The following is a 14,766-nucleotide window of genomic DNA, read 5'->3' as shown; positions in this document are numbered from 1 at the left end:
GTCGATGAGGCTGATCAGATTCAATCGTTGGACTTGATGGCCAGGCGGCGGTGAAATGGACAGCACGAGCCCGCGAGAAGGAGCAGCAACGGTGAATGGTTTGAGCAGAAGGAATTTCGGCTTCCTCACGGCGGCCGCCGCCGGTGCGGCGACATTGGCGGCCTGCGGCACGTCGCCCGAACCTGCGACATCGTCGAGGCCACCTGCCATGATCCCCTCGAAGCCGTCGCACACCATGAACCCGGTCAAGCAGATCGACGCCGGCGAACTCAACGTCGGTTACACCGAGGCGGGCCCCGCCGACGGTCACCCGGTGATCCTGTTGCACGGCTGGCCCTACGACATCCACAGCTACGCCGACGCTTCGGCGCTGCTGGCCGAGCAGGGCTTCCGCGTCATCGTGCCCTACCTGCGCGGCTTCGGCTCGACCCGGTTCCGCTCCGCCGGCACCGTGCGCAACGGCCAGCAGGCCGCGTTGGCGCGGGACGTCGTCGCGCTGATGGACGCGCTCAACATCCCCAACGCCGTCCTGGGCGGATACGACTGGGGCGGGCGCACCGCCAACAACGTTGCCGCGCTCTGGCCGCAACGCTGCGCGGGACTGGTCGCCGTCAGCGGTTACATCACCGTCAACCTGGCCGCCAACCTCAAGCCGCTGGTACCGGAAGCCGAATTGGGTTGGTGGTACCAGTACTACTTCGCCACCCCGCGCGGTGAACTCGGCTACCGCCAGAACACCAAGGAGTTCAACCGGCTGATCTGGACCAAGGCCTCACCGCTGTGGCATTTCGACGATTCCACCTACGACCTGTCCGCCCCGGCGTTCGACAATCCCGACCACGTCGACATCGTGGTGCACAACTACCGGTGGCGCCTCAGCCTGGCGCCCGGCGAAGCCCGCTACGACGCCGACGAAGCACGACTGGCCGGCAAGCCGCCCGTCACCGTGCCGACGATCACGATCGGATCCGACTTCGACGGTGCAGCCAAGGACGGGGCCGGCTACCGCGCGCTCTACACCGGGCCCTACGAACACCGCGTTCTGGACGGCATCGGACACAACGTGCCCCAGGAAGCGCCGGAACAGTTCGTCGCCGCCATCGCCGATGTCAGCCGGATGGGCCGCTGAGGTCACCACTCAGGTGGTGAACATCGACAGGTGCACGTACACCTCATCGGGTGACCGCTCGTCGACGATGATGTCGCGGTACACCGTCCGCCCGGCCGTCGTGGTGACCCGATCCTGGGCGTAGAGCGGATTCGGCGCGTCGGACAACTGCGGTCCGGCGATCACCGGTGTGGTGCGGGGAATCTCCGAGGCCCGGGGTTGTTCTTTGAACTGGGACAACAACTCGCGCAACTGTGCGGCGGTCATCCGCAACGCCAACCGGTAGCGGGTGTCGATGCCAGAGTCTGAATCCGCGCCCAACACCTCGGAGCCCGCGGGCAGAGCCACGTCACCGAACTCGGCGGCCGTCGCCGCGGAGACCTGCCCTACCGGCGACCTGTCCCCGGTGGGCGAGGCGTCGGGTGTCGAGCATCCGGTGAACAGCAACGCCAGGAAGAACAGCCACAGCGCCGGCGCGGTGCGCTTCTCACCCGTCATGGTCAGTCCCGTCGTCAGGGATACGGCCGTCCGGTCAGCTTCCGGATCGTGCCGATCTCACCGTCCCGGTAGGGCCGGCCATCGGCATGGAACAAGTCATGGAACCACACCCCCGGCGGCGCCTTGTACGGCCGGTCCCACGAATCCCACGGCAGGTAGGTCTGCGTCTTACCCGCGACCAGGCCCCAGTTATACGCGCCGACGTTGAGTCGTTTGGCGATCGGCAGCACGCCCTCGACGGTGCTGCCCTCGCCCCGCGCCAGATACTCGGTGCACAGGATCGGTCGTCCCATCGGCGCGAGCTCGCCGATCCGGGCCTCGAACCCCTCCGGATGGTCGTAGCTGTGGAAGGTCAGCACATCGGAGAGGTCGAGCTGGAGCGTGGCCATCCGACTACGCGCCTTCGGGTCCGCCCACGGGCCGTCCCACACACCGCTGGTCAACGGTTGCACGGGATCGACCGAGCGCGCCCAGCCGAAGACCTGCGGCAGCAACTCTTCGACCAGGGCCACCTTGTCCTGTCGTTCCACCTCGCGGTAGTTGGCCGCGGGATTGTCCGGCTCGTTCCACAGGTCCCACCCCAGCACCCGCTCATCATGACGGAATTGGCTGATCACGCCGACGACATACTCGCGCAACGTTCGCCGGTACCGATGATCGTCCAGGTGCTGCGCGCCTGGACCCTGCACCCACACCGAGTTGTGTATCCCGGGCCGCGCCCGCCGCTGAGGCCCCAACCGGGGAAATGGATCCCAGCAGGAGTCGAACAGCACGAACAGCGGTTTGATGCCGTGGCTCGAGGCCAGAGCAACGAATTGGGCCAGCCGGTTCTGAAAGCCCAAGTGGCCCTGTGCCCACAGCTGGTCATGCAGGAAAACCCGCACCGTGTTGAACCCCGCCAACCGGGCGATCCGCAACTCATTGTCGATCTGCTGCGGGTCATAGGTTTCGGCCTGGAACATCTCCAGCTGATTGCCCGCGTTCGACGGAATGAAATTGGCGCCGACCAGCCAACCCTGTGCGGCGTACCAGCGGTGCGCCCGCTCGGGCGACCAGCGGGCCCCGTGTCCGTCGATCTGGGCGTGGGCCGACGGCGACCTGGCCACCGACAGACCGGCGGTGATCAACAGCGACAGCTTGAACGCGGCACGACGGCCCACACCGGCGCCGTCGTCTTTCCTCTTGACCTGCTTGATCTTACGAATCAAATGGCAATCTCCTGTGTTGGTCACCGGTGGCATCAAGGGGGTACCCGCCGCACACGCGATCCCAACTCCACAGTGAGTCATCGACTACGCGTCCGCCGGTAGCGTTGCCGTCGTGGAGCACGCAGACGGCGAGCAGACCCCCGAGACGGTCCCCGACAAGGTCGATGCCGGCCTCTTGACCGGCGTTTCGGAAACCGCACTGCTGACGCTGAACGGCCGGGCCGTTCAGGCCCGTCACCCCCATGCCATCATCGATGATCCCATGGCCGTCCAATTGGCCGACGCCATCGCCTTCGACTTCGACAAGTTCGGGCGACGCAAGGGGCAGGAGATGGCCTTGCGTTCGCTGGCCTTCGACAAGGCGGCCCGGCAGTACCTGAGCAAACATCCATCCGCCACGGTGGTCGCACTGGCAGAGGGACTGCAAACCAGTTTCTGGCGGCTCGACGCGTCACTGCCCGGAGCCCGCTTCCATTGGCTGACCGTCGATTTCCCGCCGATCATCGAACTGCGCGAGCAGCTGCTGCCCACCTCCGACCGCATCGTCACCCGGGCGCAGTCCGCGCTGGACTACAGCTGGATGGACACGGTGGACGCCGCGGACGGGGTCTTCATCACTGCGGAGGGACTGCTGATGTACCTGCAGCCCGAGGAAGCGCTCGGCCTGATCACCGAGTGTGCCAAGCGTTTTCCCGGAGGACAGATGATCTTCGACCTGCCGCCTGTGCTGGTGAAGAAACTCGCACCCAATGGCATGCGGTCCTCACGGCACTACCGCGTGCCACCGATGCCGTTCAGCCTTTCACCCGCCGAGTTGGCGAACCTGGCCCATACCGTGCCCGGTATCAAGGCCGTGCACGACCTGCCGATGCCCAGCGGACGCGGATGGTTCTTCCGCACCGCATTTCCGGCGTTCTGGCAGTTCAAGCCCACCAAGCAGATTCGGGGCGCCTACACGCTGCTGGAGTTCGGCTGACTAGCTGATGCCGGCGGCCAACCGGGCGCGTTCCCGCATCGAGGCGACGACACCGCCGTCGTTGAGGATGTCCGTCCCGGTGAGGTAACCCGCCCGCTCGCTGGCGCAGTAGGCCAGCAGATCAGCCATCTCCTCAGGCTTGCCCCACCGCGGCACGGCCGCGTCGGCCACCATGGCGCCTGCGCCGGCCTGTTCCTCCAACCGGCCCATCTCGGTGTCGATGGAGCCCGGGGAAACCGAGACGATCCGGACGCCACGACCGTTGAACCGCTCAGCCTGCGACGAGCTGTACCACTTCACGAAGGCCTTGCTGATGGCATAGGAGATGCCCGATCTCATGTCTTCCGGGGCTATGCTGCACGCCGCCAGCAGTTCGCCGAGGAACCGGTCCTGGTCCTGCAGCGCCAGCGGAAACTGCTGGACAGGAATGATTTCCTCGGGCAACAGGTGCGCCGCCATCGATGCCACGTTGACGATCGCCGCGCCCTCGGCCGCGGCGGCGAAAAACGCCTCGTTCACGTTCAGCGTGCCCAGCGCATTGGTCCTCATCACGTACTCGGCATCGCCCATGCTGGGGCTGACCCCGGCCGCGTGAATGACCGCGCCGACGGTGCCGAGCCCTGCGGCCGTCTCCAACAGCCGGTCGACGGCGTCCCGGTCGGTGACGTCCGCATTGACGATCCTGGCCGCGATTCCCAGGTCTCCCAGGGCGGTGGCGGCGCCATCGAGGCGGTCCTGCCGGACATCGCACAACACCACTGTCTGGTCGCGGCCGACAACCTTGGCCGTGGCCAACCCCATGCCACCTGCACCGCCTGTGATCACTGTCACCCGTGTCATGGCAAGCACGGTATACAGGCGGATCCGCGGCCCCGCTTCCGGGGTTCGTGCGACTGCTCAGCAGGTCACGAGGGGGTGCCTGCACCCCCGTCGTCCGATTGACTGCCCGAGCGCCTGGCACCCACCGCTTCCAGTGCACCGGCACCGACGTGGGCAGCGACCACGATCCCGGTCAGATAGGTGAAATGCGCCAGCATGGTTTGGGCGAGCGGGTCCAGGTTCCCCATCTCATGGCCCGTAGCCGCCCGCGAGAACAAGCTCCAACTGACGACCATCAGGTAGGTCGTGACGAAGGCCGAGACGATCGCATCCCGCACCGCCGTGCGGTTCCGCTCTCGGTCCGCCTTGCGATGATGCTGGATGGCCCAGACCATCAGGAAGGTCCACACCCCGACGAGGGCGGCCCCGACCTGGAGCGGACAGTACGACGACCGCGCGGCCGCCACGATCGGCGCCGCCACCGCCACCACCACGTCTACGGCGATGAGCGATACGAGCTTGACATCAGCCATCACTGAAGTGTTGGGCACCGCTGCCCGGTGGGCGCGAGTACCGCGCTACCCCAAATGTGCGGCGGCCGGACCCGCACCACGGCATTTCGCACAGCCAATATCAGCGGCCCGCTGTGCAACCGGGCCGACCGGCATATAACGGGTAGTGATGACAGATGGCCCGACGATGACGCTGACGAACCGTTGTCGATTGCCGGTGGCGGATCGCCCGCTATGACCTGCCCGTATTGCGGATCACCCCTCGACACTGCCGACACCTGCAGCCGCTGTGGGCAGATCCACGGGTCCGCGTCGACCGGTTGGCGCCCTGACCCCACCGCGCGCCACGAAGGCCGCTACTTCGTCACCGGGCATCCCACGAATCGGGTACGTGACGGCAGAAGCGCATCGACCGACCCGGATGGCGGGCGGATGCTGCCCGACTACCTCGAACTGAAGACGTCGGGCATCAGGGCGACCTGGCTGGGGACCACCGCCGCCGCGGTGATCATCGTGATGACCGCAGCTGTGGTCTGGGTTTTGTTGGTGGCAGGCCGCAGGCCACCACCCTCGCCGGAAGCCGGCTACCTCAACGCACTGAAGGATGCCGGGCTCAGTGATCAGTTCAATTCAGATGCCAACGCCGTCGCCCACGGTCGGCAGGTCTGCCGCCAACTGGAAGACGGCGAACCCCAGCAGGGCCTGCTCGCCGACAAGATCGCCGTCGACACCTTCTGCCCGCATTTCTCCCAAGGCTTCCACATCCTCGAAAAAGCCGACGTCACGGGCACTTTCGTACTCACCGACAATTCCGGAGCCGAAGGTATCGTCTCCGACGGGACAAAATGCCAGGGCGCAAACGGATACGGCGACGTCAACCCCGGCACTCCCGTCACCGTCAAGAACGGCAAAGGCGACGTCCTGGCCACCACCACGCTGGGGCCAGGTAAGAGCGGTAATGCCAACTGCACCTTCTCCTTCACCGTGCCGCTGACCGAAGGCCAGGATCGCTACGTCCTTTCGGTCGGCCGGCGTGGCGAGTTCAGCTATAGCTTCGAACAGCTTGTGGCCAAAGGCATTCTGATGCAGCTCGGCCAGTGATGTTTGCGAAAATCACGCCCTGACGCACGTTTTGCGCTGTCGATGCACCTTACATATCACGGCGAACACCGGCGGTTGGCAACGATGCGGTCACGAGTACAGCTCGCTCACGTGTCAACCCCGCAACCATCTGAGAACTTGTGTGGACACCGATTTCGGCCAGCTCTACGGTTCAGCTCGACACAATTTTCACCGATGTAATTTTCCGCACGAAAAAGGGAGTCTCTCGGGATGACCACCTTTGCCAACATCACCGTCAAAACTGCTGTCGGCGCCGGATTTTGCCTGACAGCAGTGGTGGCCGCGATGACGCTGAGCCCGCACGCGGCAGCGCTGCCACTCAAGACCGGCGGATACAAATGCGTCGACGGGGCCGCAGCGCCCGGTGCGCCGTGCGCCGCGCCGGCAGTGGAAGCCGCGGGGATTGCTCCCGCAGCCGTTCCTCCGGTACCTCTGGCGCCACCACCGGTTGCCCCACCGCCGGTGCCGCTGGCACCACCGCCACCGATCGTTCCGCCCGTGCCCCTCGCACCGCCACCGGTGCCGGTCGTACCGGCCGCCGCTCCCGTCCCCGCAGCACCGGCACCCATCGCTGCTCCGGTGGTCATCGCGGCCGGTACCGCGACCGGTAAGGGTGTGCCGACCGTTTCACCCGGCGGCGGACCGGTCGCCGGCACGCCGACGCTGCCCGGTCCCGCGGAGGGAGCCGCCGGCTAGTCCATCCCCCTAGCGTCGCGAAAGGCGCCTGGCTCACGAGCCAGGCGCCTTTTCTGTGCCTTTGGGTGTAACGGGGCGCTTTGGGCTTGCCTGCTTGGCGACCTGCCTGCCTTGGCTTGCCTCGCAGCAGGATTGGCTACTCCTGGACGATCACCGGATCACCGATGTGCACCGTGTTGAAGTACCACTCGGCGGCAGCCGGGATCAGGCTGATACAGCCGTGGCTCGTATTGTCCAGCCCCATCGACGGCACGGCCCAAGGCGCAGAATGCACGAACAGACCGCGCTGGGTGAAGCGGACCGCGTAATCCACATCCAGGAGATAGCCGTCAGGAGCATCGACGGGAATGCCAACACTGCTCGAGTCCATCTTCACGGTGCGCTCTTTGCCCAGAACGGCATAGGTGCCGACGGGAGTCGAATATTCCGGACGCCCCATGGAGGCCAGCAGCACACCCGCTTCGCCGGCGTGCGGCAGATGGTGCGGCGCCGGCAGATCGATCGGCGGCTCTTCACCGATTCCGTCGACGGTCACGGTGAAGGTGTGGTCGGAGATATCCGCGACACCGATAACCGCTGGGCCCGTTTGAAATTCGGTCCGCATGCCGCCCACCGACAGCATCACGGTGCTGTGCGCCGGCCAGAACTCGGCCGGTTTCCACGACACGACATTGGCGTCGAGCCACTCGTAGGTGCCGGTACGCGCCGGTGTCGATTTGAGCCCGAGGGCGCGTTCGACGACCGGGCGGTTGGTGACCGCGTTCTTGAACGTGACCACCACCGGATGCCCCACACCCACGACGGCGCCCTCGGCGGGCGCGATCGATTCGATGGTCGACGTCAGCGGAAGACTCACCGCCGCCGTGTCGACGCTGTTCGAACTCCCAGAGAAATAGGTCATGACGACCACGACCAATACGAGAACACCCTGAACTACCGCGCGCATCAAACCGATCCCTCTGCGATGCCCCCATGATCTTGAACGATGTCATGGTATTGGCCCGCGGCCGTCCGAATGTGTAGTCACACGTAGACAATTCGGTCAAGCATTCGTCACGTTTCGGCCACGAGGAACGCTGGTGCTTCTCCGCCGCGGCTGTCAGTCAGCCTGGTAGACAGTCTCACCGCCGACGATGGTCTCGACAGCCCGCATCGTCCCGATGTCCTCCACAGCGAAGATGTCCCCGTCGAGCACGACAAGATCGGCCAGCATGCCTTCGGCGATGCGCCCGGTCCGGTCCTGGTGGTTGGCATACGCCGACCCTGCGGTGTACGCGTGGATCGCCGAATGCAGCGTGATGCCTTCCTGCTGCTGCAGCGGAGTGTCGAAGACGCCGTCGCCGATGGCGTGCGGATCGGCATGCGTGCCGGTGCGGTACACAGCGGTATGAATGGCCCACAACGGATTCGGATCGGTGACCGGCCAATCGCTGCCCATGGCCAAAGTGCCTCCGTGCCGCTGGATGGACGCGAACGGGAAATGCCAGGGTTCTCGGTCCGGTCCGAGCAGCGGGAGCTTGCGTTCGACGATCTCCTTGTCCCGTCGCGCCCAGAGTGCCTGAATGTTGGCGATGACGCCGAGTCGGCCGAACCGCGGGAGGTCGTGTGGATCGACCACATCCAGATGCGCGATTTGATGGCGGGCATCGAACTGCGGGTGCTCGGTTATCGCATGCTCAAGCGCGTCGAGACATTCCCGCACCGCGCGATCGCCGACCGCGTGCATGTGGATCCCGAATCGCTCACCGGCCAGCAGGGCAGTGACCTTGCGCAGGTCCTCGGGATCGATGAACGATTGGCCGCTGGGCATGTCGTGACCGGCCACCGCACGGTAGGGAGCCAGCATCGCGGCCGTGCAGTTCTCGCAGATGCCGTCCTGCATGACCTTGACCATGCTCGCGGTGAAACGTGAATGGCCCGTGAGACTCCGGCGCGCACACAGGTCGCCGAGCTGCTCGGCGCCCCGCTCCGCCTCCCACCACAGTGCGCCGACCACGCGAGCGGTCAGCTCGCCCGCCTCGTCGGCATCGACATAGGTGGCGAAGTTGTCTTTCAGGCCGAAGAACTCCGCACCCACGGCGGCGTCCTGCCAGCCCGTGACGCCGACGGAATGCAACCGGCGTTGCGCCTCGAGCAGGGCGCGACGCATGAACTCCGGGGTCACCTCCGGGATGAGAGCGTTGACGGCGTCACCCCCGCGATCCAGCAGCACGCCGGTGGGTTCGCCGGTGGCATCGCGGACGATCCGCCCGCCGACGGGATCAGGTGTGCGCGCGGTGATTCCGGCGAGCTCCAGCGCGCGGGTGTTGACCCAGGCGCCGTGATAGTCGTGGCTGGTCAGGATGACAGGCCGGTCGGCGACGACGGAGTCGATGTCATGGCGGGTGGGGAACCCGTCGGGAAAGGCGTCACCGTACCAACCGGCACCGGCGATAGCGGTCCCGCCGGGATTGCCTGCGGAATAGTCGGCGATGGCAGCGAGATAGGCCTCACGGCGATGGGGCAGACCGGACAGATCGCATCGTAGCGCCGCCATACCGGCGGCGACCGGGTGCGCATGCGCGTCAACAAACCCGGGCAGCAGGCTCGTACCGCCGAGATCAGTTATCTCCGTGTCTTTTCCGACCATGTCACGGTCGACGCCCCGGCTCACGCCGACGACGAGGCCGTCATGGACGGCCACGGTATCGGCTGGGTCGGCACCGGCGGTTCGGAATACGGCTGCATTGGTGAAGATGCGGTCGGCGAACCCGCCGACGCGAGGAGCGAAATCAACCATTGCTGGACCCTTCAGGCTCGTCCTGCGCTGACGGTTTGACGGTCGGCGAGCAGCAGGGCGCTGGCGTGCTCGGCCACCGCCATGACGGTTCCCACCGGGTTCACCGACGGGATGGTGGGGAACACCGATGCGTCGACGACTCGCAGACCGTCCACGCCGCGCACCCGCAACCGGGAATCGCACACCGCCATCGGATCGTCGTCCGCGCCCATCCGGCAGGTTCCGGAGACGTGGTACACGGTCTGGTGGGTCGCGCGCAACGCCTCGGACAGGTCCGCGTCGGATTGCACTTCAGGACCCGGGAACACTTCGCGGACAATCCAATCGGCCATCGGCTCCGCCGCAGCGATCCGGCGGGCCAGCCGGACACCGGCGATGAGGACCGACTCGTCGTGGCCGTCCGGGTCGGTGAAGTACCGGTAGTCGATCGAGGGACTCTCGGCGGGATCGCCTGAAGTGATCCATACCCGTCCACGGCTGCTCGGCTTCGCCACGTTGGGTGCGATCGACACAATGCGGTCGGGCATCGTCGCGCCGTAGGTGACGGCGTGGTCGGCGACCGCTTCGACCGGGAAGTGCATCATCACCTCGGGTCGCGCGGGACCAACGGCGGACAGGCGTACCGCGGCACCGGCGTCCCAGCCCGTCGCACAGGTGTCGGGGACATCGGCTCCGGCCTCCCAGACGATGAGACCCTCCGCGTGATCCATCAGGTTCTCGCCCACGCCCGGGGAATCCACGACGGTTTCGACGCCCGCCGCGGCCAGCACGTCGCTGGGCCCGATTCCGGAGAGCTGCAGCAGCTTTGGCGAATCGATGGCGCCGCAGCACACGATGACCTCGCGTTCGGCCCGGAACTCGCGGAGGTTGCCCTCGTCGTCGCGGGTGATCACCCCGACCGTTCTGCCGTCCTCGATGAGCAGCCGTTCGGCATGCTGACCGTGTTCGACCACGAGATTGTCGCGATCGGCGATCGCTTCGTGCAGGTAGTGCACCGAAGTCGAGGACCGCAGGTGACTGGCCGGCGTGTAGCCGATTTCGAAGAACCCCGCGCCGACGCCGGTAGCGGCGAAATCGGGATCGGAGTTCCAGCCCCGGCGGGCGGGTAGGTCCAGCGCCCGCCGGGCGGCGTCCACCACGTCGCTGACATACGGGTTGCGGTCCTTGTCGGCGACGGGCTCCACGGGGGCCAGGATCCGGTCGAACGCCTCGTGCACCGAGGCGGTGTCCCAACCCGTGACACCCAGCGCGGCCCATTCGTCGAGGTCGGCGGCCAGGGGGCGCCACGTGATCATCGTGTTCGCCGTCGAGCAGCCACCCAGGATCTGCATCCTGGCCTGCCTGATCCCGGAGTTGCCGCGTTGCTGCGGCACGCTGCGATAGTCGAGGTCGTACTCGCTCTCCAGCATCTGTGCCCATCGCCGGATGTCCCGGGCCCGGGGCTCGTCCTTGTCGTTGGGCCCTGCTTCGAGCACTGTGACCGTGATCGAGGAGTCCTCCGAAAGACGCGATGCCACAACGCATCCAGCAGTTCCGCCGCCGATCACCAGATAGTCGCTCAGGCTCATGCCGCCGACTCCTCCGCGTAGGCAGCGACCGGCCGCGCCACCGGCGCGGACAGCTTGGAACGCATCAGCAGGTAGTACATCGGGCAGATGATCGCCAGCCCGACGATCCACGAGATGTCGACACCGCCGAGAGCGTTGGCCGCGACCCCGGTGAACAACGTGGTCGACAGGAAGGGAATCTGCACTGCGATGCCGATGAAATAGCACGCGATCGCGACCCAGTTGAACTTCCCGTAGCGCCCACCGTCACGTTCGAAGAGCGAATCGATGTCGTAGACGCCGTGCCGCAGCAGGTAATAGTCGACGAGATTGACGGCCGTCCAGGGGATCAGCACGCACAGCAGCAGGGCCAGGAAGTTCGCATAGTTGGCCAGGAAGTCCTCCGCGCTCACCAGCGCCGGGACAATCGCGATGGCGAACAACACGATCGCGGTCCCGGCACGGCTTCCCGCACCGGGTCGCCAGCGCGGAAACAGGTTCTGGCCCACCGTGATCGTGGACAGGGAGCCGCAGTAGAGGTTCATCGCATTGGTGGCCGCGATACCGATTGCGAAGATCGCGAACACCCCGGTGCTCACCCCATGGGTCAGCGTGGACAGCCCGTCGAGGGTGTCGTTGTCCGGCAACGCAGCCCCCACCAGGACACCGAGCAGCATCGGTAGCACGGAGCCCAGCACGCACCCCGCGTAGGTGCCCCAGAACGCCGCCCGCTGGCCGGTGTCCTTGGGCATGTAGCGCGTGTAATCGGAAACGTAGGGCGCGTAGGCGATCTGCCACAGCGCCGCCACTGACAAGGTGGCCATGAACCCGGCCCAGCTGAATCCGCTGGTGTGCCAGGTGCCCGCGGGTACGCCGTTGACCCCGATCATCCACACGAACGCGATGACCAGGGCTCCACCCGCCACGACGGAGAGGAACGCGGTCACGCGGTGGATGAGTCGGTAACCGACGATGGTGGCCACCACGCTGATCAGCCCGATGATGGTGATGGACAGGTTGGTGGGCAGACCAGTCACCTTCGCCAGCGCCTGACCGCCGAGCACCGCGTTGGATGCGAAGAAGCCCAGGTACATGAACACCACCAGGACGACCACCAGCAGGCTGCCGTAGGAGCCGAACTGCGCTCGGGTCTGCAGCATCTGGGGCACACCCATCTGGGGACCCTGGGCGGCGTGCAGTGCCATCACGACGCCGCCGATGACGTTGCCCAGGACGATCGCCAGGGCGCCGGCCCAGAGTGGCAGGCCGAACACCGTGGTCGCGAGCGCACCCGTGATGATGGTCAGCAGCATGATGTTGGAGCCGAACCAGACGGTGAACAGGTCACGGGCGCGGCCGTGGCGTTCGTCGACCGGGACGTGTTCGATGGTCCGCTGTTCAACCGGCGCGGACACCGGCGCTTTTTCGTTCATCTGACGGCTGCTCTCTTCTGCGAGACCTTGTGATGACTTATCGGAAATTGAATTCCGACTCCGAGCAGTATTCGCGATGTAGCTGCGAATATAAAACGCACAATTCCGGCGTTATTCATCTATTTTTGTGATGACGAAAGCATTGAGGAATTGTTTCCACATTGTTTCTTCTCGACGTAAATAACTGGCAGGCAAGGATATTCGTCAGAAGGCGATCCACGTCGTCTTCAGACCGGTGTACTTGTCGAGTGCATGCAGCGACAGGTCGCGACCGAAACCGGACTGCTTGAACCCGCCGAATGGCGTCTGCGGGCTCAGCGCGTCGACGGTGTTCACCGACACCGTGCCGGCACGCAGCGCCGACGAGACCCGATGTGCCCGCGACAGGTCACGCGTCCACACCGAAGCCGCCAGGCCGTAGATCGTGTCATTGGCCATCGCGATCGCTTGCGCCTCGTCGACGAAAGTCTGCACGGCCAGCACCGGGCCGAAGACCTCCTCGGTGATCAGCTCGGCGGTCGAAGGCAGGTTGGTGACGATCGTCGGGGTGACGAAACAGCCACGGCCGCCGACGGTCTCGCGGGTGCCACCGGTGAGGATCTCGCCGTCGGCCCGGGCCCGGTCGATGAACCCGACGACCCGCCGCATGTGGTTCTCGTCGACCAAGGCGCCGAGCGTCGACTCCGGGTCCAACGGATTTCCCGGACGTACATCTGCAGTCCGCTTGACCAGTTCGGCGAGGAACTCCTCGGCGATCGACTCGTGCAGCATCAGCCGGGAGTTCGACGAGCACACCGCACCCTGGTTGTAGAACGCCCCGAAGATGGCTTTGTCCACGGCGGAGTCCAGGTCGGCGTCGGCGAACACCAGGTTCGGGCTCTTGCCGCCCATCTCCAGCCAGACCTGCTTGGCATTGGAATCCGCGGCGTAGCGCAGGAAGTGCTTGCCGGTCTCGGTCGACCCGGTGAAGGCGATGACGTCGACATCCGGGTGCCGGCCCAGCGCCTCACCGGCGGTGGGCCCGAGGCCGGGAACGACGTTGAGCACACCTTCGGGCAAACCGGCCTCGACTGCGAGCTCGGCCAGCCGGATCGACGAAAGCGGCGCCTGCTCGGCAGGTTTGAGCACCACCGAGTTGCCCGCTGCCAGGGCTGGGGCCAGCTTCCACACCGCGAGATCCAGCGGGAAGTTCCACGGGGTCACTGCACCGATGACACCGAGCGGCTCCCGCGTCACCAGGGCGAGGTTGCCCGGCTCGGTGGGGGCGATCTCACCGGCCTGCTTGTCGACCGCCTCGCCGTAGAAGGCGAAAAGCTCTGCGGCAGACGGGACATCGACGGCATGCGCTTCGGCGACCAACTTGCCCATATCCATCGAGTCCAGCAGCGCCAGCTCTTCGCTGTGCTCCATCATCAGGTCGGACAGAGCCCGCAGCACCCGCTTGCGTTGTGACGGCGAGGTTTTCGACCAGGCGCCCGATTCGAAGGCCGCCCGCCCCGAGGCCACGGCGGCGTCGACATCGGTGGCGTCGGCAGAAGCCACCGGCGCGATCAATTCACCGGTGGCGGGATTGATCGAGTCGAACGTCGCCCCGGAAGCCGCGGCCCGGTACTTGCCGTCGATGAAAACCTCCGTACGCGGGGAGATCTCTTGGGCCAGGCGGGTCCAGTCATCGAGCGTGGTCATCTGTCTGCCTCTCAGGGAATGTAGATCGCGAACTGCTTGACCAGGGGCTCGGTGACCCGGTACTCGCCGCGCCAGCCCTTGGCCAGGGTGAAGGAGTCCCCGGCGCCGAAGGTGTGGGCGACGCCGTCCTCGCCGGTCAGGGTGACCGACCCCGCCAACACCCGGGTGTACTCGTCACCGGGATAGCTCTCGATGAATTCGGCATAGGGCTCGGCACGCCACGAAGCGATGGTGAACTTCTCATCGGAGCTGGCCATGTGCACGGCCTCGCTCTCAGCCGGATTGCCTTCCCGCAGAGTCTCGGGGGTGACGTAGCTGCTGGGGGTCATGGCCGCAACGGCATCGGGCCCGGCGGGAATGAGGGCTACGGGGTTGGACATAT

Annotated in this window: 14 protein-coding genes; 4 read left to right on the top strand and 10 right to left on the bottom strand. The window is 65.9% G+C overall.

Features of this window, described 5'->3' with window-relative positions:
- The first annotated feature begins 55 nt into the window (after positions 1-55).
- The gene (locus tag AB0I14_RS14335) at positions 56-1,129 is read left to right on the top strand and encodes an alpha/beta hydrolase (RefSeq protein WP_358022080.1); all 1,074 of its coding nucleotides are present in this window, start codon (positions 56-58) and stop codon (positions 1,127-1,129) included.
- 9 nt (positions 1,130-1,138) lie between these two features.
- On the opposite strand, the gene AB0I14_RS14330 is transcribed toward AB0I14_RS14335, so the two are convergent.
- Both AB0I14_RS14330 and AB0I14_RS14325 read right to left on the bottom strand, forming a co-directional pair.
- On the bottom strand, positions 1,139-1,606 hold the full coding sequence (locus AB0I14_RS14330; RefSeq protein WP_358022077.1) for a hypothetical protein: 468 nt from the start codon (positions 1,604-1,606) through the stop codon (positions 1,139-1,141).
- 14 nt (positions 1,607-1,620) lie between these two features.
- Positions 1,621-2,766, bottom strand: a complete 1,146-nt coding sequence (locus tag AB0I14_RS14325; RefSeq protein ID WP_358022828.1) for a 1,4-beta-xylanase — start codon at positions 2,764-2,766, stop codon at positions 1,621-1,623.
- Positions 2,767-2,926: 160 nt separating this feature from the next.
- Here AB0I14_RS14325 and AB0I14_RS14320 point away from each other — a divergent pair, with 160 nt between their 5' ends.
- Positions 2,927-3,790 carry a class I SAM-dependent methyltransferase gene (locus AB0I14_RS14320; protein ID WP_358022074.1) on the top strand — a complete coding sequence of 288 codons (864 nt, stop codon included), beginning with the start codon at positions 2,927-2,929 and terminating at the stop codon, positions 3,788-3,790.
- Here the strand turns inward: AB0I14_RS14320 and AB0I14_RS14315 are convergent, their stop codons facing one another.
- Positions 3,791-4,630: an SDR family NAD(P)-dependent oxidoreductase gene (locus AB0I14_RS14315; protein ID WP_358022071.1), complete on the bottom strand. Its 840-nt coding sequence runs from the start codon at positions 4,628-4,630 to the stop codon at positions 3,791-3,793.
- Positions 4,631-4,695: 65 nt separating this feature from the next.
- A complete protein-coding gene (locus AB0I14_RS14310) occupies positions 4,696-5,142 on the bottom strand; it encodes a hypothetical protein (protein WP_358022068.1) in 447 nt (148 codons plus the stop codon).
- 213 nt (positions 5,143-5,355) lie between these two features.
- Between AB0I14_RS14310 and AB0I14_RS14305 the strand changes: the two genes are divergently transcribed.
- Complete coding sequence (locus tag AB0I14_RS14305; protein ID WP_358022065.1) at positions 5,356-6,222, top strand: DUF732 domain-containing protein; 867 nt, start codon at positions 5,356-5,358, stop codon at positions 6,220-6,222.
- Positions 6,223-6,453: 231 nt separating this feature from the next.
- Positions 6,454-6,939: a hypothetical protein gene (locus AB0I14_RS14300; protein WP_358022061.1), complete on the top strand. Its 486-nt coding sequence runs from the start codon at positions 6,454-6,456 to the stop codon at positions 6,937-6,939.
- 136 nt (positions 6,940-7,075) lie between these two features.
- On the opposite strand, the gene AB0I14_RS14295 is transcribed toward AB0I14_RS14300, so the two are convergent.
- From AB0I14_RS14295 to AB0I14_RS14270, 6 genes are all read right to left on the bottom strand, one after another.
- Positions 7,076-7,840, bottom strand: a complete 765-nt coding sequence (locus AB0I14_RS14295) for a L,D-transpeptidase (RefSeq protein ID WP_358022825.1) — start codon at positions 7,838-7,840, stop codon at positions 7,076-7,078.
- Positions 7,841-8,038: 198 nt separating this feature from the next.
- A complete protein-coding gene (locus AB0I14_RS14290; protein ID WP_358022058.1) occupies positions 8,039-9,718 on the bottom strand; it encodes an amidohydrolase in 1,680 nt (559 codons plus the stop codon).
- Between the two features lie 11 nt (positions 9,719-9,729).
- The gene (locus tag AB0I14_RS14285; protein ID WP_358022056.1) at positions 9,730-11,286 is read right to left on the bottom strand and encodes a GMC oxidoreductase; all 1,557 of its coding nucleotides are present in this window, start codon (positions 11,284-11,286) and stop codon (positions 9,730-9,732) included.
- Entirely contained in the window at positions 11,283-12,698 is a 1,416-nt protein-coding gene (locus AB0I14_RS14280; protein WP_358022053.1) for a cytosine permease, read from the bottom strand. Before AB0I14_RS14280 ends, AB0I14_RS14285 begins: the two co-directional genes overlap by 4 nt.
- A 204-nt stretch (positions 12,699-12,902) precedes the next feature.
- Complete coding sequence (locus tag AB0I14_RS14275) at positions 12,903-14,384, bottom strand: aldehyde dehydrogenase (protein WP_358022050.1); 1,482 nt, start codon at positions 14,382-14,384, stop codon at positions 12,903-12,905.
- 11 nt (positions 14,385-14,395) lie between these two features.
- Complete coding sequence (locus AB0I14_RS14270; RefSeq protein ID WP_358022047.1) at positions 14,396-14,764, bottom strand: cupin domain-containing protein; 369 nt, start codon at positions 14,762-14,764, stop codon at positions 14,396-14,398.
- Positions 14,765-14,766: the final 2 nt, after the last annotated feature.

The sequence above is a fragment of the Mycobacterium sp. NPDC050441 genome (assembly GCF_040655355.1).
Classification (GTDB): Bacteria; Actinomycetota; Actinomycetes; order Mycobacteriales; family Mycobacteriaceae; genus Mycobacterium.
The sequence above is the reverse complement of the archived record's forward strand: the minus strand, read 5'-3'. Positions and strand labels throughout refer to the sequence as shown.